This is a genomic window from Sphingomonas sp. PvP055 (genome assembly GCF_040546365.1).
GTDB classification, from domain to species: domain Bacteria; phylum Pseudomonadota; class Alphaproteobacteria; order Sphingomonadales; family Sphingomonadaceae; genus Sphingomonas; species Sphingomonas echinoides_A.
Map to the genome: position 1 here is coordinate 2,276,554 of NZ_JBEPNS010000001.1, position 19,016 is coordinate 2,295,569.

The 19,016-nt window shown below is 63.9% G+C and carries 17 protein-coding genes, 1 tRNA gene and 1 pseudogene; 16 read left to right on the forward strand and 3 right to left on the reverse strand.

Annotation, left to right across the window (positions count from 1 at the left end; translation table 11 throughout):
* Window positions 1-41 precede the first annotated feature (41 nt).
* The 4 genes from bamA (at window position 42) to rpmE (ending at window position 4,364) form a co-directional block, all read left to right on the forward strand.
* Window positions 42-2,819 (forward strand): outer membrane protein assembly factor BamA, encoded by a 2,778-nt coding sequence (bamA, locus tag ABIC16_RS10665; RefSeq protein ID WP_354291068.1) that lies wholly within the window; start codon window positions 42-44, stop codon window positions 2,817-2,819.
* Window positions 2,819-3,547, forward strand: coding sequence for an OmpH/Skp family outer membrane protein (locus ABIC16_RS10670; protein WP_277969756.1), 729 nt, complete (start codon window positions 2,819-2,821; stop codon window positions 3,545-3,547). The genes bamA and ABIC16_RS10670 overlap by 1 nt, the downstream gene beginning before the upstream one ends.
* Window positions 3,548-3,554: 7 nt before the next feature.
* A complete protein-coding gene (fabZ, locus tag ABIC16_RS10675; RefSeq protein ID WP_354291069.1) occupies window positions 3,555-4,037 on the forward strand; it encodes a 3-hydroxyacyl-ACP dehydratase FabZ in 483 nt (160 codons plus the stop codon).
* A gap of 93 nt (window positions 4,038-4,130) precedes the next feature.
* On the forward strand, window positions 4,131-4,364 hold the full coding sequence (gene rpmE, locus ABIC16_RS10680) for a 50S ribosomal protein L31 (protein WP_277969758.1): 234 nt from the start codon (window positions 4,131-4,133) through the stop codon (window positions 4,362-4,364).
* Between the two features lie 132 nt (window positions 4,365-4,496).
* Here rpmE and ABIC16_RS10685 read toward each other — a convergent pair whose 3' ends face one another.
* Window positions 4,497-4,760, reverse strand: coding sequence for a DksA/TraR family C4-type zinc finger protein (locus tag ABIC16_RS10685; protein ID WP_354291070.1), 264 nt, complete (start codon window positions 4,758-4,760; stop codon window positions 4,497-4,499).
* A gap of 101 nt (window positions 4,761-4,861) precedes the next feature.
* On the opposite strand from ABIC16_RS10685, the gene ABIC16_RS10690 reads away from it, so the two are divergent.
* The 11 genes from ABIC16_RS10690 (at window position 4,862) to ABIC16_RS10740 (ending at window position 13,986) form a co-directional block, all read left to right on the forward strand.
* Window positions 4,862-5,746, forward strand: a complete 885-nt coding sequence (locus ABIC16_RS10690; protein ID WP_354291071.1) for a 3'-5' exonuclease — start codon at window positions 4,862-4,864, stop codon at window positions 5,744-5,746.
* 97 nt (window positions 5,747-5,843) lie between these two features.
* A tRNA-Ser gene (locus ABIC16_RS10695) sits at window positions 5,844-5,930 on the forward strand.
* A gap of 187 nt (window positions 5,931-6,117) precedes the next feature.
* A complete protein-coding gene (locus ABIC16_RS10700) occupies window positions 6,118-7,095 on the forward strand; it encodes a lytic murein transglycosylase (RefSeq protein WP_354292302.1) in 978 nt (325 codons plus the stop codon).
* A 22-nt stretch (window positions 7,096-7,117) separates the two neighbouring features.
* Window positions 7,118-7,903 carry an SPOR domain-containing protein gene (locus tag ABIC16_RS10705; RefSeq protein WP_354291072.1) on the forward strand — a complete coding sequence of 262 codons (786 nt, stop codon included), beginning with the start codon at window positions 7,118-7,120 and terminating at the stop codon, window positions 7,901-7,903.
* Window positions 7,904-7,922: 19 nt separating this feature from the next.
* A complete protein-coding gene (locus ABIC16_RS10710; RefSeq protein WP_354291073.1) occupies window positions 7,923-9,095 on the forward strand; it encodes a D-alanyl-D-alanine carboxypeptidase family protein in 1,173 nt (390 codons plus the stop codon).
* 4 nt (window positions 9,096-9,099) lie between these two features.
* Window positions 9,100-9,732 carry a dTMP kinase gene (gene tmk, locus ABIC16_RS10715; RefSeq protein WP_354291074.1) on the forward strand — a complete coding sequence of 211 codons (633 nt, stop codon included), beginning with the start codon at window positions 9,100-9,102 and terminating at the stop codon, window positions 9,730-9,732.
* The gene (locus ABIC16_RS10720) at window positions 9,729-10,706 is read left to right on the forward strand and encodes a DNA polymerase III delta subunit-related protein (protein WP_354291075.1); all 978 of its coding nucleotides are present in this window, start codon (window positions 9,729-9,731) and stop codon (window positions 10,704-10,706) included. The genes tmk and ABIC16_RS10720 overlap by 4 nt, the downstream gene beginning before the upstream one ends.
* Window positions 10,707-10,745: 39 nt before the next feature.
* Entirely contained in the window at window positions 10,746-12,284 is a 1,539-nt protein-coding gene (gene metG, locus ABIC16_RS10725; protein ID WP_354291076.1) for a methionine--tRNA ligase, read from the forward strand.
* The gene (locus ABIC16_RS10730) at window positions 12,285-13,061 is read left to right on the forward strand and encodes a TatD family hydrolase (protein WP_354291077.1); all 777 of its coding nucleotides are present in this window, start codon (window positions 12,285-12,287) and stop codon (window positions 13,059-13,061) included.
* A complete protein-coding gene (locus ABIC16_RS10735; protein WP_354291078.1) occupies window positions 13,058-13,822 on the forward strand; it encodes an MBL fold metallo-hydrolase in 765 nt (254 codons plus the stop codon). The genes ABIC16_RS10730 and ABIC16_RS10735 overlap by 4 nt, the downstream gene beginning before the upstream one ends.
* Window positions 13,819-13,986: a hypothetical protein gene (locus ABIC16_RS10740; protein WP_354291079.1), complete on the forward strand. Its 168-nt coding sequence runs from the start codon at window positions 13,819-13,821 to the stop codon at window positions 13,984-13,986. The genes ABIC16_RS10735 and ABIC16_RS10740 overlap by 4 nt, the downstream gene beginning before the upstream one ends.
* 98 nt (window positions 13,987-14,084) lie before the next feature.
* Here the strand turns inward: ABIC16_RS10740 and ABIC16_RS10745 are convergent, their stop codons facing one another.
* Together ABIC16_RS10745 and ABIC16_RS10750 are read right to left on the reverse strand one after the other, a co-directional pair.
* Window positions 14,085-16,136 carry a M3 family metallopeptidase gene (locus ABIC16_RS10745; RefSeq protein ID WP_354291080.1) on the reverse strand — a complete coding sequence of 684 codons (2,052 nt, stop codon included), beginning with the start codon at window positions 16,134-16,136 and terminating at the stop codon, window positions 14,085-14,087.
* A gap of 151 nt (window positions 16,137-16,287) precedes the next feature.
* Window positions 16,288-17,715 (reverse strand): tetratricopeptide repeat-containing sulfotransferase family protein, encoded by a 1,428-nt coding sequence (locus ABIC16_RS10750; RefSeq protein ID WP_354291081.1) that lies wholly within the window; start codon window positions 17,713-17,715, stop codon window positions 16,288-16,290.
* A 304-nt stretch (window positions 17,716-18,019) separates the two neighbouring features.
* On the opposite strand from ABIC16_RS10750, the pseudogene ABIC16_RS10755 reads away from it, so the two are divergent.
* Window positions 18,020-18,994, forward strand: a pseudogene (locus ABIC16_RS10755) (NF038122 family metalloprotease); the annotation flags it as partial.
* Window positions 18,995-19,016 lie beyond the last annotated feature (22 nt).

The window sequence follows — 19,016 nt, forward strand, 5'->3', positions numbered from 1 at the left end:
TTTTTGGCCACGCGAGTATTTTCTCCGATTTGGGGTGGGATGTGACAGCGATCAAGGTTTCAACTTTCGGGGCACGGGCCACCGCCGTGCTGCTGGCAGGCACGATGTTCTCGTGCGTGTCGGCCGAAGCCCAGACCGCGCCGACGGCCGCCAGGCAAGCGCCACGCGTCGCCGCGCCGCGCACGACTGGACCAGCCCAAGCGACACCCGCCGCCACGCCCGCGCCGGTCCCAGTCGCCACGCGAACGATCAAGTCGATCCGTGTCGAGGGATCGCAGCGTCTCGAACCAGAAACGGTCCTGTCCTACACAAAGTTGCGTACCGGCCAGGCTTTTACCAATGAATCGCTCGATCAGGCGATCAAGGACCTGTACGCGAGCGACCTGTTCGCGGACGTCTCCATCGCTGGCGCCGAGAGTGGCGACATCGTGTTGCGGATTCGTGAAAATCCGGTGATCAACCGTGTCATCTTCGAGGGCAACAAGCGCCTGAAGGAAGACAAGATCCGCAAGGAGGTGAAACTCGCCCCGCGCCAGATCTTCACGCGTACCGCAATCCGTCAGGACGTTGCGCGCATCATCGAACTGTATCGTCGCCAGGGCCGGTTCGCCGCCGTGGTCGAACCGAAGATGGTCAACCTCGACCAGAACCGCGTCGACGTGATCTTCGAAGTGACCGAGGGCCCGAAGTCCAAAGTCCGCCAGATCAACATCCTCGGCAACGAGGAATTCTCCGACAGCAAGCTGCGCGAGCAGATGGCGACCAAGCAGGCGCGCCTCACGACGCTACTCAGCTCGAACACCAGCTACGATCAGGATCGTCTGGCGTACGACCAGCAGAAGCTGCGGCAGTTCTACCTGACCGAAGGCTATGCCGACTTCAAGGTGACCTCCGCGGTCGCCGAGCTGACGCCGGACAAGAAGGACTTCATCATCACGTACGTGGTGGAGGAGGGGAAGCGCTACAAGTTCGGCGACGTGACCGTCGACAGCGACATCCGCGACTTCGACAACAAGAAGCTCGCCGCCAGCCTCGGGATCAACAAGGGCGACTGGTATAACGCCAAGAAGGTCGAGACCGCGGTCGACTCGCTGAGCGAGGCCGCCGGTGCGTTCGGCTATGCCTTCACCGAGGTGAACCCGGACTTCCAGCGTGACAAGGACACGCTGACGATGGGGATCAATTTCCACATCGCCGAAGCCAAGCGGTCGTATGTCGAGCGGATCGACATCAACGGCAACACGCAGACGCAGGACAAGATCATCCGTCGCGAGATCCGTCTCGCGGAGGGCGATGCGTTCAGCAGCTTCCAGGTCAAGCGCTCGCAGGATCGCATCAACTCGCTCGGCTTCTTCCAGGACAAGTTCGAGATCAAGCAGACGCAGGGCTCGTCGCCCGACCGCGTCGTGCTGACCGCGAACGTCGAGGAAAAGTCGACCGGCGAATTGTCGCTGTCCGCGGGTTTCTCGAGCCTCGAACGCTTCATCATCCAGGCGTCGATCCGTCAGCGCAACTTCCGCGGCAAGGGCCAGGAGCTGCGCGCGAGCGTCAATTATTCGACCTATTCCAAGTCGATCGAACTCGGGTTCACCGAACCGTATCTGTTCAACAAGAACATCGCGATCGGTGGGGACATTTTCCGGCGCGATTACAACGCGTTCAATTTCGGAACGAACAATCAGCGCAACACCACCTACACGCAGGTGTCGACCGGCTTCCAGCTTCGCGCCGGCATCCCGCTGACCGAATTCTGGCAGCTCGCCGGGCGGTACGGCCTTTCCTACGATCAGGTCGGGCTCGACCAGTCGACCTATTACACCAACGGCCAGTGCGACCGTCTGAAGGCAGGCCGGTATCTGTGCGACGCGATCGGCAATCGCTGGACGTCGTCGGTCGGCTATTCGTTGCTGTTCGACAGCCTCAACAGCCGGCTCCGTCCGACCGCCGGCCAGCGGTTCATCTTCAGCCAGGATTTTGCCGGGCTCGGCGGGGACGTGAAGTACATCCGCACCAAGGTCGAGGGTGCCAAGTTCGTTAACGTCGGCAGCGGGTTCATTGCCTCGCTCAACGTCGAGGGCGGCTATATCAAGTCGCTCGAGAAGAGTCGTGGCGCGGGTGTCGACCGGGTCCGGATCAACGATCGCTTCTATCTCGGCGAGCCTGATTTCCGCGGGTTCGACATTCGTGGCGTGGGCCCGCGCATTCAGCGCATTCCGTACACGACCGATGCGGCGGGCAACCAGACGCTCGTTACCGATCGCAACCAGTTCGTCGACGATGCGCTGGGTGGCCGCGCCTATTATCTGGGCAAGCTCGAACTCGAGATCCCGTTGGGCGCCGGCGCGCGCGAACTCGGCTTGCGCCCGTCTATCTACGTGCAGGCGGGTGCGCTGTTCGGGATCACGCGTCCGGAGCCGTCTGCGACCTTCCAGACGACGACCGATCCGGTCACCGGGCGGACGATCGTCCTGCCGCTGTCGCAGCCTGCGCTTGCGGCGAATGGCCAGCCGCTGTTCACCGTGCCGTCGACCGATGGCACCAACCCGTCCGCGTTGACGACCTGTTCGGTCGGCTATGCCGCCGCAGCGGGCGGGGCGTGCGTCGGGACGTCGGTCAACACCGCGGCGACGCAAGTCGTTTCGGCGCCCTTCCTCGAGCGTTTCCTTGGCGATTCGCCGCGTCCGCGTGTCTCGGTGGGCGCCGGGGTGAACTGGAACTCGCCGTTCGGGCCGCTCCGGATCGATCTCGCTTACGCCCTGCTCAAGAGCAAGGGCGACGACAACAAGCTCGTAACTTTCAACGTAGGGACACAGTTCTGATGAAGACCACCTATACCACTCTGCTCGGCTGCGTCGGCCTTGCGATCGCCGGTTCGGCACAGGCCCAGGTCAGCGGGATCGCGATTGCGGATCCTGAGACCGTCATCCTGACCGCAAAGGCGCTCGACGCGGCGAACACCTCGATCGCGACGACCTACAAGGCGCAGCTCGACCAGGCGACGGCGCGCGCACAGGCACTCCAGGCGCAGCTGAACACGCTGTACGCACCGCTCGACCTGAACAAGGACAAGCAATTGTCCGACGACGAGGTCCAGAAGGCGCAGGCCGCGAAGAACCCTGCGCTGACGCAGATCGAAACCGCGCAGCGCACCGGTCAGGCGGACGTTGCACGGCTGCGTGGCCCGGCGACGCTGGCGCAGGCCTATGCGATCGAGCAGATTTCGCAGAAGTATGCGGCTGCGATGCAGGCCGTCGTCGCATCGAAGAAGCTGAGCCTGTTGCTGTCGTCCGGCACGGTTCAGTTCAGCACGCCTGCCGTCGACGTGACCGACGACATTAAGGCCGAGCTCGATCGTGCGAACCCGACGGTTCCGTTCACGCCGCCGGCCGGCTGGCAGCCGAGCCAGCAGACCCAGCAGCTGCTGCAGCAGTATCAGCAGCTTGCCTATATGTCGGCAATGCAGCGTCAGCGCGCCGCTGGTGCGCCTGGTGCCGCCGCAGCACCGGCTGCTCCGGCTGCAGGCACCAAGGCACCGCAGGGTCGCTGAGGGTCTGATGGCTGACGGTGTAGAACAAGGCCGCGGCGCGATGGGCCCGCTCGATATCGGGCGGGTCATGGCGGCGCTGCCGCATCGTTACCCGATGCTGCTGGTCGACCGGGTCGAGGATCTCATCCTCGACCGGTCGATCACGGCGATCAAGGCGGTGACGATGAACGAGCAGTTCTTCCAGGGACATTTCCCGGGACGTCCGATCATGCCGGGCGTGCTGATCGTCGAGGCGATGGCGCAAGCCGCTGGGATCCTCGCGGTGGAATCGCTGGGGCTCGCCGGGTCGGGCAAGCTCGTCTATTTCATGGCGATCGACGGGGCGAAGTTCCGGAAGCCAGTGGAACCGGGGGTGCTGCTCAAGCTCGAGGTCGAGTTCGTCCAGAAGCGCTCGAGCGTGTGCAAGTTCGCCGGGCGCGCGACGATCGACGGGCAATTGGCAGCGGAAGCCAACTTTACGGCGATGATCGCGGATCCGCCCAAGGGTTGACGGGACGCGTTGGTTGCACATCGGGTGGGGCTCTGATAAGGGCCGCGCCTTCGCTGCTGGTCGGAAACCAGCGGCTTTTCGGAGAATTACGTCGTGAAGAAGAACATCCATCCCGATTATCACACCATCACGGTGCAGATGACCGACGGCACGCAGTTCCAGACCCGCACCACGTGGGGCAAGGAAGGCGATCTTATGACGCTCGACATCGATCCGCTCGCGCATCCGGCCTGGACCGGTGGGCGCGGCACGATGCTCGACGCTGGCGGCCAGGTCGCCCGCTTCAACAAGCGCTTCGGTGCGATGTCTTCGTTCGGCAAGAAGTAAGGTCTTCTGCCGGTGCCGCTTGGAAAAATCGCGGCGACAGAATGACACGGATTATCCCTCTCCGCGCCTTCGCGGGGAGGGTTTTCTGTCTTTACGGTCAGATGTCCAAGAATCTTGAGGTGGCATTGGCCACTACCGGAGCTGACTGTCCTTACTCCCGCGCCGGTTCATACTTGAGAGAACGGGTTTCTTGTCGCGCTCGCTTTGGCAGGCAACGCAAGTACGCACACCAGGAAGCGCCCGGCGTCGTCCCTCGGGAATCTGGACGCCGCACTCGTCGCAATCCTGCGCGCTGTCTCCGCTCGGCATCCGCGCACGCGCGCTGTTTACCGCGTCCTTGATCGTATCGTCGATCTGATCCTGTACCGCGCCATCGGGCGCCCATCCATTTGCCATCTCGTCACCTGTCGAAAATTTCCCCCTGATGCCGATATGGGGTGGCGCGAGATCGTACCAAGAGGATGCGTTTTGCGAGCGGACACGGTATGTTCCATGGAATGCGTTCAGTGATTCCCCAGTGTCCCGTTGTTTCAGCGGAGTCCTCTAGCGATGACATCGCTGAATTCGTCGTCATCGACGTCGAGACCGCATGTTCAAGCGTTAGCAGTATCTGTCAGATTGGCATCGTTGGCTTCAAAGATGGACGGGAGGTTTTCGAATATGAATCGCTGATCGACCCGCTCGACCGGTTTTCGTCGTTCAACACCCGAATTCATGGACTTACGTGTGATCATGTCGCCGGAGCGCCGACGTTTGCCACGGTCCACGCTACGATTGCTGCGCATCTCTCGGGACGGATCACCGTCGCCCATTCCTTTTTCGACAAGGGCGCTCTGGCGGCGGCATGTCGCGTTCATGACCGGACGCCGATCGAGACGACGTGGTTGGACAGCGTACGTGTGGCGAAACGGGCGTGGCCTGACCTGCCAAGCCACCGGCTGAATGTGCTGACCAAGTTCCTCGGGGTGCGGCATAAACATCACGATGCGCTCAGCGACGCCCGTGCCGCGGGCTATGTCATCGTCCGCGCGATCGAGCATACGGGGATTGGTCTCGCCGGATGGTTGTTACCGGCCCATACACGTGGTCGCCAAAGCCCAAAGTCCGCGGCCGTTGGACCGCTGAAAGGGGAGCGCATCGCAATCCTCGGCGCGGCGCGGGACGGAATGCTTGCGAACCGGCTTGCAGCAGCGGGGGCTCGGATCGTGGCGTCGGTGGGTCTGACCACAACCAAACTGGTCATTAGTAACGAACAGCCCTTTGGTCGCTACGTCAGCGCCCACGCCGACCACAAACGTGCCGACACGCTAAGGCGCGATGGCAAAGCCATCGAGATCGTTTCCGAAGACGAAATCATCGCCAGTCTTTTGCGGACCGGCTAAAATCCGACACGGTTCGTTTCGCGCTTCCGCGGGTCGATCGGCCTCAAAGATCGAGGCTGGCTTTTCACATCGCGCCCCGCTAATTCCGGCCTCCCGGGGACGGGTGGCCGAGTGGTTTAAGGCAGCGGTCTTGAAAACCGCCGTAGGTTTACGCTTACCGTGGGTTCGAATCCCACCCCGTCCGGGCTTCAAACGGCTCTGCATCTCGCTTCACCCCCGCTCTGCCAGCGTCTGGCGATTAGTTCGGGACGGAGGGCGTTTCGGGGCTTCATGCCGCTATCGTGCTGTGCCAAGGTCGCCTCATGCGGGGTAACAATAGAATTAGGCGACGGATCGCGCGTAGTATTGCGGCGATTTCCTTCAGCTTGGGCATCAGCGGGTCTGCCTATGCGCAGGACGATGCGGGGTTCCAGACCTATCTCGGAACGTTGCGCAGCCAGGCGGAGGCGAAGGGCGTCCGGCGGGCGACGCTCGACGCGGTCCTGCCGACGCTGACGCTCAACCAGCGCGTGATCGAACTCGATCGCCAGCAGCCCGGCGGACCATCGATATCCGCGATTCCCCCGTTCGCGCCGTACAAGGCACAGCACCTCAGCAGCGCACTGATCGCGCGGGGACAGTCTGCCTATGCGAGCGAGCGGAGCAGGCTCCAGCGGATCGAGCAGGAGACGGGGGTTCCCGAATCGATCATGGTCGCGATCTGGGGACATGAGACGAGCTATGGCCGGGTGACGGGCAGCTTCGATCTGCCACGCGCGCTCGCCACGCTAGCCTACGAAGGGCGACGGCGTGATCTGTTCGCGGACGAATTCATCGCGACGTTGCAGATGATGGACCGCGGCGTGCCGCGGTCGCAGCTGGTCGGTAGCTGGGCCGGGGCAACCGGTGGGCCGCAATTCCTGCCATCGGTGTATCTGCGCCTGGCGCGCGACGGGGATGGCGACGGGCGCGCCGATATCTGGAGCAGTAGCGCGGACACGCTCGCGTCGATCGGCAACTATTTCTCGAATGCGGGCTGGCGGTCGGGGCAGCCGTGGGGAATCGCGGTTTCGGTGCCGGGGAGCTTCGATCGCGGGCAGATCGCCAACCGGCTGGTTTCGCCGCGGTGTCCGCGGGTCTTTCAGCGGCATAGCGGCTGGAAGACGATGGCCGAGTGGCGTGCGCTGGGGCTGGTGCCGCAGACGCGCAGCTGGCCGGGGGATACGGTTCTCGCCACCCTGATCGAGCCCGACGGGGAAGGGCAGACCGCTTATCTGTTGACCGGCAATTACCGGGTCATCCTCGATTACAATTGCTCCAACTTCTACGCGCTGTCGGTGGGTCTCCTCGCCGATGCGGTCGAGCGGTAAGATGTACGGCAGTGCGGGGCTGATGCTTCTCCTGCTGGCGACGATGCCGCTGGCTGGGCAGGAAAGTCCCGGCCCGGCCGCGGCCGGGCCGAAGGGGACATCGGGGGAGGTGTCGTCGGACGCGGTGGGTTTCGCGACGATGATGGCGCCGCCGCCGGAGGGACCGTTCCGGGACGTCATGATCGCCGTTGCGTATCCAAGGCTTCCCGTCGGCAGCTTCGTCGAACTGACCGCGCTCGACAGTGGGCGGACGATCGTCGCGCAGGTGGTCAGCGGCGCGGCCGATGGCGCGGTCGTCGCGCTGTCCCCGGGGGCAGCCCGGCAATTGGGGGTAGGCGACCGCGCGCCATTCCGGGTGCGCGGGGTCCTTCCTCCCATTGCCGAGCGGGAACGCCTTCTAGCCGGTAAAAGCGTTGCGCCGAGGCTGGATGCCCCGCCGGTGTTGCTCGCAGCGCTGCGGCGGATGCTTCCGGGGAGCGCTGTCGCCGAGCAAGCGACAGGTGCGCCGATCGCTGAGACCCCAACCCCGATCGCGCCTTTGCCCGTTACGCCCCCAGGGCCCGCAAGGCCCGCAGTCTTAGGAAGGGCGTCTCCCGCCCGAGGGTCGTGGACGGTTCAGGTTGCCGCACTGTCCTCAGCGACGCCCGCCTCGGCGCTGGCGCGCAAATTGGGTGGGAAGGTTTTCACGGGGGGTGGGCTGTACCGCGTCCGGCTTGGGCCCTATGCCGATTTCGTATCTGCCCAACGCGCGCGTGACGGCATCGCCCGGGCTGGCTATGGCGACGCCCGCATTCTCCATTCAAACTAGAAGATCGAGAGCCAACATCATGTCATCCCGCCGGAACTGGATTGCCGCCACCGCCATCGTCGCCATTGCGGTCACGACGCCCGCGATCGCCAAGCCCGATTTCCAGACGCCGGCGCCGGTCGCCTATCTGCAGGACCTGTCGTCGGGCGCGGTGCTCTATTCCAAGGATGCGGACCGCCGCATGCCGCCGGCGTCGATGGCGAAGATGATGACGGTCTATGTCGCGTTCGACATGATCAAGTCGGGCGAGCTCAAGCTCAACCAGACCTTCCATGTCCAGCCCGAGACGTGGCGCAAGTGGCATAGCCAGGGGTCGACGATGTTCCTCTCGGCGAACGAGGACGTCAGCGTCGAGAATTTGCTCAAGGGCATCGTCACCCTGTCCGGCAACGACGCCTGCGTCGTGCTCGCCGAGGGCATCTCCGGGACGGAGGAAACCTTCACCGAACGGATGAACAGCTCGGCGGCGAAGCTTGGGCTGACCAACAGCCATTTCGGAACGTCGAACGGCTGGCCCGATGGCGGTGTGACCTATGTGACCGCGCGCGACCTTGCGAAGCTCGCGTCGGCGACGATCCTGGACCATCCGACGCTGTACAAGCGGTTCTATTCGTTGCCGAACTTCACCTGGGGCAAGACGCTAGGCGGTGCCAATCCGATCGCGCAGGCCAATCGTGATCCGTTGCTCGGCCGCGTGCAGGGTGCCGACGGTCTCAAGACCGGGCATACCGAGGAAGCGGGTTATGGCTTCACCGGATCGGCGCAGCAGAACGGTCGCCGCCTTGTGATGGTGATGGCCGGGCTCGGCAGTTCGGGGCAGCGCGCGGATGAGTCGGTCAAGTTCATCAACTGGGGCTTCCGCGCGTGGCAGGCCAAGCCGATCGCCGCGAAGGGGAAGCAGATCGAGACCGCCGAAGTCCAGCTCGGCAGCGCCCGGACCGTCGGTCTGGTCGCGCCGACCGACTTGACCGCAACTCTGCCTGCGGGCGTCGCGGCGGACATGAAGCTCAAGGTCGTCTATGATGGCCCGATCAAGGCACCGATCAAGGCGGGCCAGCATATTGCCGACCTGATCGTCTCCACGCCCGACATGCCACAGCAACGCCTGCCGCTGGTCGCCGCGACCGACGTCGCCGAGGCCGGGTTCTTCGGTCGCGCGTGGGCGGGGTTGATGAGCTTCTTCGGGGGATGATTGCGTGTCGGTAACCGGACGGTTCCTGTCGCTCGAGGGCGGGGAGGGGGCGGGCAAGTCGACGCAGGCCCGCTTGCTCGCCGCCGCGCTTGCCGACCGTGGGATCGACGCGCTCGTCACCCGCGAACCCGGCGGCAGCGAGGGGGCGGAGGCGATTCGCACCCTGCTGATGGAAGGCGCGGTGACGCGGTGGAGCGCGCATAGCGAGGCGTTGCTGTTTGCCGCGGCACGTGCCGACCATGTCGAGAAGACGATCCGTCCGGCGATCGGCGCGGGGCGCTGGGTGATTTGTGACCGGTTTCTCGACAGCAGTCGTGCGTATCAGGGACTGGCGGGCGGGATCGACGATGCCGCGATCCTTGCGCTGCACGGTTTTGGGTCGCGCGGGCTGCTTCCCGATCGCACCTTCGTCCTCGAACTCACGCCGGACGCAGGCCGCGCGCGGGCCGAAGCGCGGGATGGCGCAGCGGCCGACCGGTTCGCGGCGCGGGGGGAGGCGTTCCATACCGACGTCGCACGCGCGTTCCGACGCTTTGCCACGAGCGAATCGGATCGGTTTCGCATCATCGACGCATCGGCCGACGTTCATGCGGTCTCGGATGCGATCCTGGCGCAGCTCGCGGATTACCTCCCGTGACGATGCCCATCGGCAATGACGCTGCGCACGGTGCCTTCGCGGCCGCGATGCGGAGCGGGGCGCTGCATCATGCCTGGTTATTCGCGGGGCCCGAGGGCATAGGCAAGGCAAGCTTTGCCCGCGCCGCGGCGTTGCGCTTGCTGGCGGAGGGCGCCGGCGCGGACTTGCCGCCCGGGTTCGACGTTCCCGAGACCGACCGAACGCGGTCGCTGATCGCTGCCGGGTCGCACCCGGATTATCGGGAACTGACTCGCCAGCCCAAGGAAGGCGACAAGACCGGGCTCGATCTGGCGCGCAGTATCCCGATCGCGCAGGTCCGGGCGCTGGGGCCGATGTTCGCGACACGCCCGTCGATGTCCGATCGCCGGGTGGTCGTGATCGACGCGGTCGACGATCTGGAGCGGCCCGGCGCGTCCAACGCCTTGCTCAAGAACCTCGAGGAGCCGCCACAGGGAACGATTTTCCTGCTTGTGAGCCATGCCCCCGGACGCTTGCTGCCGACGATCCGGTCGCGGTGCCGGACGTTGCGGTTCGACCCGCTGAACGACGCTGCGATGGCGACGGTCCTGCGCGAGGCGCTGCCGCGTGCCGACGACGCCGAGATCGCCGCGCTGATCCGTGGCGCGCAAGGATCGCCGGGGCGTGCGATGGGGTTTGCGGGACTGGACCTTGCCGCGCTCGATCAAGCGCTTTCCGCGATTGCGCAGGACGGCGACCCGACCAACGCACGCCGGGGGAAGCTCGCTAAAGCGCTCGCGCTCAAGGCTGCACAGCCACGCTATGAGGCGTTCCTCGATCGTGTGCCGGCCTTCATTGCGGCGGAAGCACCGGCGCGACGGGGCGAGCGCCTGCGGACCGCGCTCGAAAGCTATGACGCGGCACGCGCGCTGTCCGCCACGGCACGCGCGCTCACGCTCGATTCGCAGGCGACTGTGTATGAAATGGCGGGGATCGTCGCTCGGCTCGCTGCCTGAGGCCTTCATTTCGCGATCGGCTTGCAGTAGGAGGCGCCGATGGCAGACCCGTTTTATATTACCACCGCAATCAGCTACCCCAATGGCCGCCCGCATATCGGGCATGCCTATGAAGCGATCGCGACCGATGCGATCGCGCGCTATCAGCGCCAGCTGGGGCGCGAGGTGCGGTTTCAGACCGGCACCGACGAGCATGGCCTCAAGATGGTGCAGGAAGCGCGCAAGCGCGACCTCACCCCACGTGCGCTGGCCGATGAAATGAGCGGCTATTTCAAGCAGATGGCCGACAGTCTCGATATCTCGTACGATCGTTTCATCCGGACCAGCGACGAGGATCATTACCGCGCGAGCCAGGCGATCTGGCGGGCGATGGAAGCGGCGGGCGATCTCTATCTCGATCGCTACGAAGGCTGGTATTCGGTCCGCGACGAGGCGTTCTATGACGAGAAGGAACTGGTCGAGGGGGAGGGCGGCGCCAAGCTTTCGCCGCAAGGAACCCCGGTCGAGTGGACGGCCGAAGAGACGTGGTTCTTCCGACTGTCCAAATATCAGCAACCTTTGCTCGATTTCTTCGAAGCCAATCCCGAGTTCATCCGCCCAGAAGCCCGGCGCAACGAAATCCTGCGGTTCGTCGAAGGGGGTTTGTCGGACCTGTCCGTATCGCGCACGAGCTTCGACTGGGGTGTTCCGGTTCCGGGAAGTCCCGGCCATGTGATGTACGTCTGGGTCGATGCGTTGACCAATTATCTGACGGGCGTGGGCTATCCGGACGACGTGGAGCTGTATGAGACGTTCTGGCCGGCGAATATCCATATCATCGGCAAGGATATCGTGCGTTTTCATGCCGTTTACTGGCCGGCGTTCCTGATGAGTGCGAACATTCCGCTGCCGCGTGGCGTGTTCGGGCACGGGTTCCTGCTCAGCCGCGGCGAGAAGATGTCCAAGTCGCTCGGCAACGTCACCGACCCGATGGCATTGGTCGAGCATTTTGGGGTGGATGCGCTGCGCTACTTCCTGCTGCGCGAGGTCAGCTTCGGGCAGGACGGCAGCTATTCGGAAGAGGCGATCGTCACGCGCTGCAACGCGGACCTCGCCAACAACCTCGGCAATCTGGCGCAACGGTGTCTGTCGATCATCGCCAAGGCGTGCGGTGGAATCGTGCCGGAGGCGGGTGCGGTCACCGATGCGGAGGCGGCGCTCGCGGACAGCGTCGCGGCAGCCGAGCGCGGTTTGCATGAGGCGATGAAGGACCTGTCGCTGCATAATGCGCTGGAGGCCGTCTGGTCCGCGGCGCGCGATGCGAACCAGTATTTCGCGGATCAGGCGCCGTGGAGCGTCCGCAAGACCGATCCAGCCCGCGCCGACACGATCCTGTACCATGCTGCGGACGCGATCCGGCGGATCGCGATTCTGGCGCGCTGGGCGATCCCGGGCGGCGCGGACAAGCTGCTGGATCTTCTCGCGCAATCGGCGGATGCGCGCCGGTTCGAAGCACTGGCGCATCCTTTGGCTTCTGGGACGGTTCTTCCGGCACCGAGCGGCGTGTTTCCCCGGCTCGAAGCCCCGACGGAGACGTAAATGTTCGCCGACAGCCATTGCCACCTCAACTATAAGGGCCTCGGCGAACAGCAGGCGGAGGTGCTGGCGCGCGCGCGCGCGCGCGGGGTGGAAGCGATGCTCAACATCGCGACCCGGGAGAGCGAATGGGATGCGGTGGTAGGGACCGCGGAGCGCGAGCCCGACGTGTGGGCCACCGTTGGCATTCACCCCAACGAAGCCGACCAGCATCCCGACGTCGGGACTGCGCGCCTGATCGAACGAGCCGCGCATCCTCGGGTCGTCGGGATCGGGGAGAGCGGGCTCGACTATTTCTACGACCATAGCGATCAGGCACGGCAGCAAGCGAGCTTTCGCGTGCATCTCGCAGCGTGTCGTGCAACCCAGTTGCCGATCGTGGTGCACACGCGGGACGCGGAGGCGGACACTGCGCAGATCCTTCGCGAAGAGATGGAGCAGGGGGCCTTCCCGGGGGTCATCCACTGTTTCACTGCGAGCGGAGCATTCGCGGACATCGCGCTGGAACTCGGTTTCTATATCTCGATTTCGGGGATTGTGACGTTCAAGAATGCGAAGGACCTTCAGAAAACGGCCGCGCGGCTTCCGCTCGATCGTCTGTTGATCGAGACCGACGCGCCGTTTCTTGCCCCGGTCCCGCATCGCGGAAAGACCGGCGAGCCCGCTTTCGTCGCCGACACTGCCGCGTTTTTAGCCGACCTGCGCGGGGAATCGATCGAGACGCTGGCCGCCGCGACGCGGGACAATTTTCACGCCTTGTTCGCCAAGACGATCGCGTGAAGATCCGCATTCTCGGTTCGGGAACGTCATCCGGCGTGCCACGGATCGGTAACGATTGGGGCGCGTGCGATCCAAAGGAGCCACGCAACCGGCGTACGCGGGCCTCGGTGCTGATCGAGACCGAGAAGACCAGGATCCTGGTCGACACCGGACCGGACATGCGCGAACAGCTTCTGGCGGCGGACGTCTCGACCCTGGACGCGGTGATCTGGACGCATGATCATGCCGATCACACGCATGGGATCGACGATCTCCGGCAGGTTTACCACGCGCTCGGGCATCCGGTGCGGGGGTTGGCAAGACCGTCGCTAGTCACCCGCCTGACGGATCGATTTTCGTATATTTTCAGCGGTAAGGGCGGTTATCCTAAGGTCGTTTCGATAGAGCCGCTGGGGGATACCGTGACGATCGGCGACATTAGCGTCGGGGTCGTCGACCAGCCGCATGGGGGAATTCAGTCCGCCGGATTGCGGTTCGAGGCCGATGGAGGCGCCATTGGGTATGCGACCGATCTGAGTGGCATGACGGATGCGATGCGCAGGTTGTACGCGGGGCTCGACATCTGGGTGGTGGACGCGTTGCGGCGTCGACCGCATCCGTCGCATCCCGACTTGCCGACTGTATTGACGTGGATCGAAGAGTTACGCCCCAAACGCACAGCGCTGACGCATATGGACCAGACGATGGACTATGCCGAGCTGGTCCGCACATTGCCGGACGGTGTGGAACCGGGGTTCGATGGGCTGGAGTTGTCGGCGTGAGCGTGTTTTTTACCGCGCTGTTGCTGATCCTGCCGATCAGTGCGCTTGCAGCCCGACGTTTGCCGCTGAGCACGACGATCAAAATGGCGTTGGTCTGGGTTGCGATCTTCGCAGTTTTCTTTCTGGTCGTGATGGTTTGGCAAAGAGGCACCGGAGTGACGTGACGCCACGCTCAAACGTCACCTAATTTAACATAATGTGTATTATCGGACTTTGATATATTGACGGGGAGGCCGGTTTGAACCGGTCCTCCCGTATTCCATCAGGGCTTTGCACTCTCCAGACCATGTTTGCGCAACAGCGGCGCCACTTCCGGGTCGTGACCCGTCATGGTGCGGAACATGACGCCATAGTCCTGCGTGTGCCCGCGAGACAGCACCAGGTCGCGGAACCGCTGACCGTTCGCCCGGGTCATCCCGCCATGCTGCTGGAACCAGTCATAGACGTTCTGCTGGATCATGTCGGTCCACAGATAGGCGTAATAGCCCGCTGCATACCCCGAGCCCCAGATATGCGCGAAGTAGCTTGTCCGATACCGCGGCGGTACGAGCCCGACCTTGAGGCCGGTTTCGCCTAACGCCTTGGTTTCGAACGCATCGACGTCTCGCGGAACGCCGTTTGCCGGAACCGAATGCCACGCCATGTCGAGTTGTGCCGCCGTCAGCGTCTCGCCGAAACTATACCCCTGGTTGAACGTCTCGGAGCGCTTGATCTTGTCGATCAATGCCTGCGGCATCGCGGCCCCGGTCTGATAGTGCCGCGCATAATGCGCGAGGACGCGCGGTTCCAGCGCCCAATGTTCGTTGAACTGGGACGGAAACTCGACGAAGTCGCGCGCGACCGCGGTGCCCGACAGCGTCGGATAGGTCTGGTCGGCGAACAAGCCATGCAGGCCGTGGCCGAACTCATGAAACATCGTTCGTACTTCGCCAAAGGTGACCAGCCCGGGTTGCCCGGCGGCGGGCTTGGTGAAATTGGCGGTGTTCGAGATGACGGGTTTGGTCCCGAAGATCTTGGCCTGGCGGACGAAGCTGTTCATCCACGCGCCACCCGACTTGTTGTCGCGTTTCCAGTAATCGAAATAGGTCAGGCCGAGCGGCTTGCCGCTTGCCTCGAACACTTCATAGACGCGGATGTCCGGGTGGTAGGTCGGGATGTCGGTCCGGCGTTTGAAGCTCAGGCCGTAGAGTTCGTGCGCGGCAAAGAAAATACCGTTTTCCAGCACGTTCCAGATTTCGAGATAGGGTTTGGTATCGTTGAGGTCGAGATCGTATTTCGCCTTGCGGACCTTTTCGGCATAACGCGCCCAATCCCACGGCGCGAGCTTGAAGCCCCCCTGCTCCGCGTCGATCGCCTTCTGGAGCTCGCCGGCTTCGCGGCCCTGCGCAGCTGCCGTCGGGGCATCGAGCGCGTTGAGAAAGTCTCGCGCCACGTCCGCGGACTTGGCCATCTGTTCGGCAAGCGAATAATCCGCCCAGGTCTTGTAGCCCAGCAGATTGGCCTTGCGCGTGCGCAGGTCGATCAGTCGAAGAATCGATGCGCGCGTGTCGTTTGCATCCCCCTGCTCCGCGCGCGTCCAGCTCTTGGTGAACAGCGTTTCCCGCGTCGCGCGGTCCGACAGTGCCTCGAGCGCGGGCTGCGCGGTCGTGTTCTGGAGCGGCAGGATGTATTTCCCGGGCATCCCGCGGTCGGTCGCGTCGCGCGCGGCGGACTGGATTGCGCCCGGTGTCATGCCGGCAAGCTTGGCGGGGTCGTCCACAACCATCGCGCCAGCCTTGGTTGCGGCGAGCAATTTCTGGCGGAACGCGATGCCGACGGTCGAAATCTGCGTGTTCAGCGCGCGCAAGCTGGTCTGGTCCGCAGGCGACAGCTGCGCGCCGGCGCGAACGAACGTCTTGTAATATTCGTCGAGCAGGATCGCTTGCTCGGGGTTGAGGTTTAGCGAAGTCTTGGTGTCGAACAGCGTCTTGACCCGCGCGAACAGCTTGGGATCGAGGTAGATCGTGTCGGTATAGGCGGCCAGCTTGGGCGCCAGAGCCGATTGCGCAGCCTGAAGCGCCGGGTTTGTGTTGGCTTGCGCCACCTGTCCGAAGGCGGCTTGCGCGCGTGCGAGCATTTGCCCCTGGCGTTCCATCGCGACGATCGTGTTCTCGAAGGTCGGCTTGGCGCGATTGTCCGCGATCTTGCGGACTTCGGCGAGGCTTTCCGCCATCCCCTGCTCAATCGCCGGCTGGTAGTCGGCGTCGGTGATCCGGTCGAACGGCGGAGCTTCGTACGGCAACGTGCTGCGTGCCGCGAAAGGATTGTCGGCCATTGCTGGCCCGGCTAAAAGCGTCGCACTAACAGTAGCTAATAGAATGCTGCGGAGCATGAAGGATCCTTCCCGGGTAGCCCCTTCGCTAGCGAAACCGACCCCGCCTTGTCGACCCGCTTCCGTTACATCACGGCCCGCTCCCTCCCCTGCCTCAGGGCTTGGCGTAGCCATCGATGAAGGGTTGCAGCCAGGCGCGATACGGCTCGGCCACCCCAAGTCCGTCGCGATTGATCGGGCGACGGACTTGTAGCGCGCTGGCGGTGACGACACGCCGCGGGTTGAGATGTGGTTCGTACACCGCCGGTTCGTCCGCCAGCCCGCAATGCGCCAGCAGGCGCGCCGTCCACGTGGACGGATCCTCGACCAATTCGCCATAAGGTATGACGAGCAGCCGATCGCCCAACCGCTGTTTCCAGAACGCCATCAACGCGTCCTCCAGGCGAAAATGATTGGCGATGTCAGCGAGCTCGAAGCTCCACCCGACACCGTGAATGAAGAACGTCCGGAAACATGACCACGCGGTATCCAGCGGGTCCCGTCGCATCCACACCAATGGCGCATCGGGTAACACCGTCGCGATCAGCCCCAGGAAACGACTGGCATCGATCGTCTTGTCGACGATGCGCCCGCTTGGCCCGAACCTTTCCTGCAGCAGATGCAGGTAGAGCTCCGCGAGGCCGTTGAGCGTACCACCGCGCGCCAGATGCTGTTCGATCGCCGTCCCTGAGACGCCCCCGGCCGCGACGGCCACGTGCTGGATCATGTTGAGTTCGCCGCCGTCCTGCACCGCGCTATGGCTCGCGAGGATCTGTTCCACCAGCGTCGTCCCTGACCTCGGCAAGCCCGTCACGAAAATGGGACGACCAGTGGCGATCGAACCAGAATCGGCCTTCTGGTCGAGGCGCGCGCCGTCAAATCCTTCCATCGCGGCCGTCGCGTTGGCTGCGTCGGCATGGCAGTTATAGGAAACCTCCGCCTTGAGCAGCGCTGCACCGCGCACGAACGCAGCGAACGCTGCGCCATGTTCGCCCCGATCCGCATGAAGCTTGCCTAACGCATAGCAATAGCGCGCAAAATCACCCGCCCCCTGCCGCTCTGCCGCCGCTCCTTCCGCGAGCAGACGGTCGCCAATCGGCCCGTCGGCAAGGTTGGTTGCCGCGGCCAGTGTCAGCCACGCGGGTCCCCACCCTGGCCGGTGCGTCAGCGCATCGAGCAAATGCGCACGGGCAGCGTCGACGTTCCCCAGGGTCATCGCGGTATTCCCGAGCACATAGGCGTGGCCGGCGGCGTCGGGCACGGTAGCCGGTAAGTGCGCGAGCAAGTCGTGCGCCTCGCGGACACGATGCGCCTGCGTCAGCAGCACGACCTTCGAATAGACCGCCATCGGATTGTTGCCGGTAGCCGCGACGAACGCGTCGATCGCGCGCAACGCCAGCGTCAGCTCGCCGCTGGTTTGCATCAGCTGCGCGATCGCCCGCCAGTGCTCGCCGAGCGGCGCGCGGTGATCGAGCATTTCCGCGACGACGCGCCGTGTTTCGGCACGGTCCTTAGAGGCTAGCGCCCCTTTCAAACGCGCCATCAATTCCGGCAGAATGGTCTTTCCCGTCGCGGGCATGAGAGATCGGCAAACCCATTTTTCGAGCAGGTGTGCCCGGTTCGAATCCCGTATGCCCAATGTGTTGCCCGCGTACAACAGCATCGCGCTTTAACGGTTTGGTCGGGTTGACAGTCCGGCGATCGACCAACATTCCTTTAGTTAACGGGGCGTTAACCAGGACTTGAGTCGAAAAGTCGCGTGACCGGGTAATCGAGGGGGACCTATGCGTATCAAGAGTTTCATGGCCTGCGGTGCGGCGATCATCGCGCTGACGGCAGCGCCGGTGATGGCCACGACGATCAATCTGATCGACCTCGGTGGCGTTAAGGGTTCGCAAGCCGAACGTGGTTTCAAGATCGCTGCCGCCTATTGGAGCTCGATGTTCACCAACAGCGCGGTGATCGACCTGGGCGTGAAATTTTCGCCGCTCGATCCCGGCATCATCGGTTCGACGGGCAGCAATCGCGTCGATTTCGCGACCGCGAGCTGGGAGCGACAGCTCAATCTGACCAAGAGCGGATCGACCATCGATCAGGGGATCGTCCTGCCGCGTCTGACCGACGGTGGCGCAAGCTTCATCACGAACGGCACGACCACGACCGCGGCCACCGCGACCGCACCTGCCGAAATCAACGACGACCTCAGCAAGCTCGCGTTCAATCCCGGCGCCACCACCAGCAGCCAGACGCTGTATCTCAACTCTTCGCTGGTCAAGGCAATCGGCGGATCGACCGGCCAGCAGCCCGGCGTCCGTGACGGCAACGTGACGTTCAGCAGCAACTTCGCGTTCGACTTCGATCCGACCGACGGGATCAGCGACGATACGTTCGACTTCATCGGTGTCGCAATCCATGAGATCGGCCATGCGCTGGGGTTCGTGTCGGGCGTCGACCTGCTGGACGTCTATGGCATTGGCAAGGGTCCCGGATCGGGCACCTTGGGCTATAGCCTGAACGACACGTCGATCTACAGCGCGCTCGACATGTTCCGCTACAGCAAGGATCCGACGAATGTCGTGCTCGGCACGGCGCCGGTGCTGGATCTCTCGGTCGGCGGGGACAAGTATTTCTCGATCGACGGCGGGAAGACCGCGCTGTTCGGCAACCGCTTCTCGACCGGCCGTTACAACGGTGACGGCCAGCAGGCGTCGCACTGGAAGGATGCACCCGGTTGCGCGATCGGCAACGGGATCATGGATCCGACGTTCTGCTATGAGCAGACCGGCTATGTCACCGGGCTCGATCTCGCCGCATACGACGCGATGGGGTGGAACCTCAGCACCG

What these genes read in the sequence shown, in the direction of transcription:
- ABIC16_RS10670 (WP_277969756.1), top strand. Translation starts at nt 2,819, where the DNA reads ATGAAGACCACCTATACCACTCTGCTCGGCTGCGTCGGCCTTGCGATC.
- fabZ (WP_354291069.1), top strand. Translation starts at nt 3,555, where the DNA reads ATGGCTGACGGTGTAGAACAAGGCCGCGGCGCGATGGGCCCGCTCGAT.
- ABIC16_RS10685 (WP_354291070.1), bottom strand. Translation starts at nt 4,760, where the DNA reads ATGGCAAATGGATGGGCGCCCGATGGCGCGGTACAGGATCAGATCGAC.
- ABIC16_RS10690 (WP_354291071.1), top strand. Translation starts at nt 4,862, where the DNA reads ATGCGTTCAGTGATTCCCCAGTGTCCCGTTGTTTCAGCGGAGTCCTCT.
- ABIC16_RS10705 (WP_354291072.1), top strand. Translation starts at nt 7,118, where the DNA reads ATGCTTCTCCTGCTGGCGACGATGCCGCTGGCTGGGCAGGAAAGTCCC.
- ABIC16_RS10710 (WP_354291073.1), top strand. Translation starts at nt 7,923, where the DNA reads ATGTCATCCCGCCGGAACTGGATTGCCGCCACCGCCATCGTCGCCATT.
- metG (WP_354291076.1), top strand. Translation starts at nt 10,746, where the DNA reads ATGGCAGACCCGTTTTATATTACCACCGCAATCAGCTACCCCAATGGC.
- ABIC16_RS10730 (WP_354291077.1), top strand. Translation starts at nt 12,285, where the DNA reads ATGTTCGCCGACAGCCATTGCCACCTCAACTATAAGGGCCTCGGCGAA.
- ABIC16_RS10745 (WP_354291080.1), bottom strand. Translation starts at nt 16,136, where the DNA reads ATGGCCGACAATCCTTTCGCGGCACGCAGCACGTTGCCGTACGAAGCT.
- ABIC16_RS10750 (WP_354291081.1), bottom strand. Translation starts at nt 17,715, where the DNA reads ATGGCGCGTTTGAAAGGGGCGCTAGCCTCTAAGGACCGTGCCGAAACA.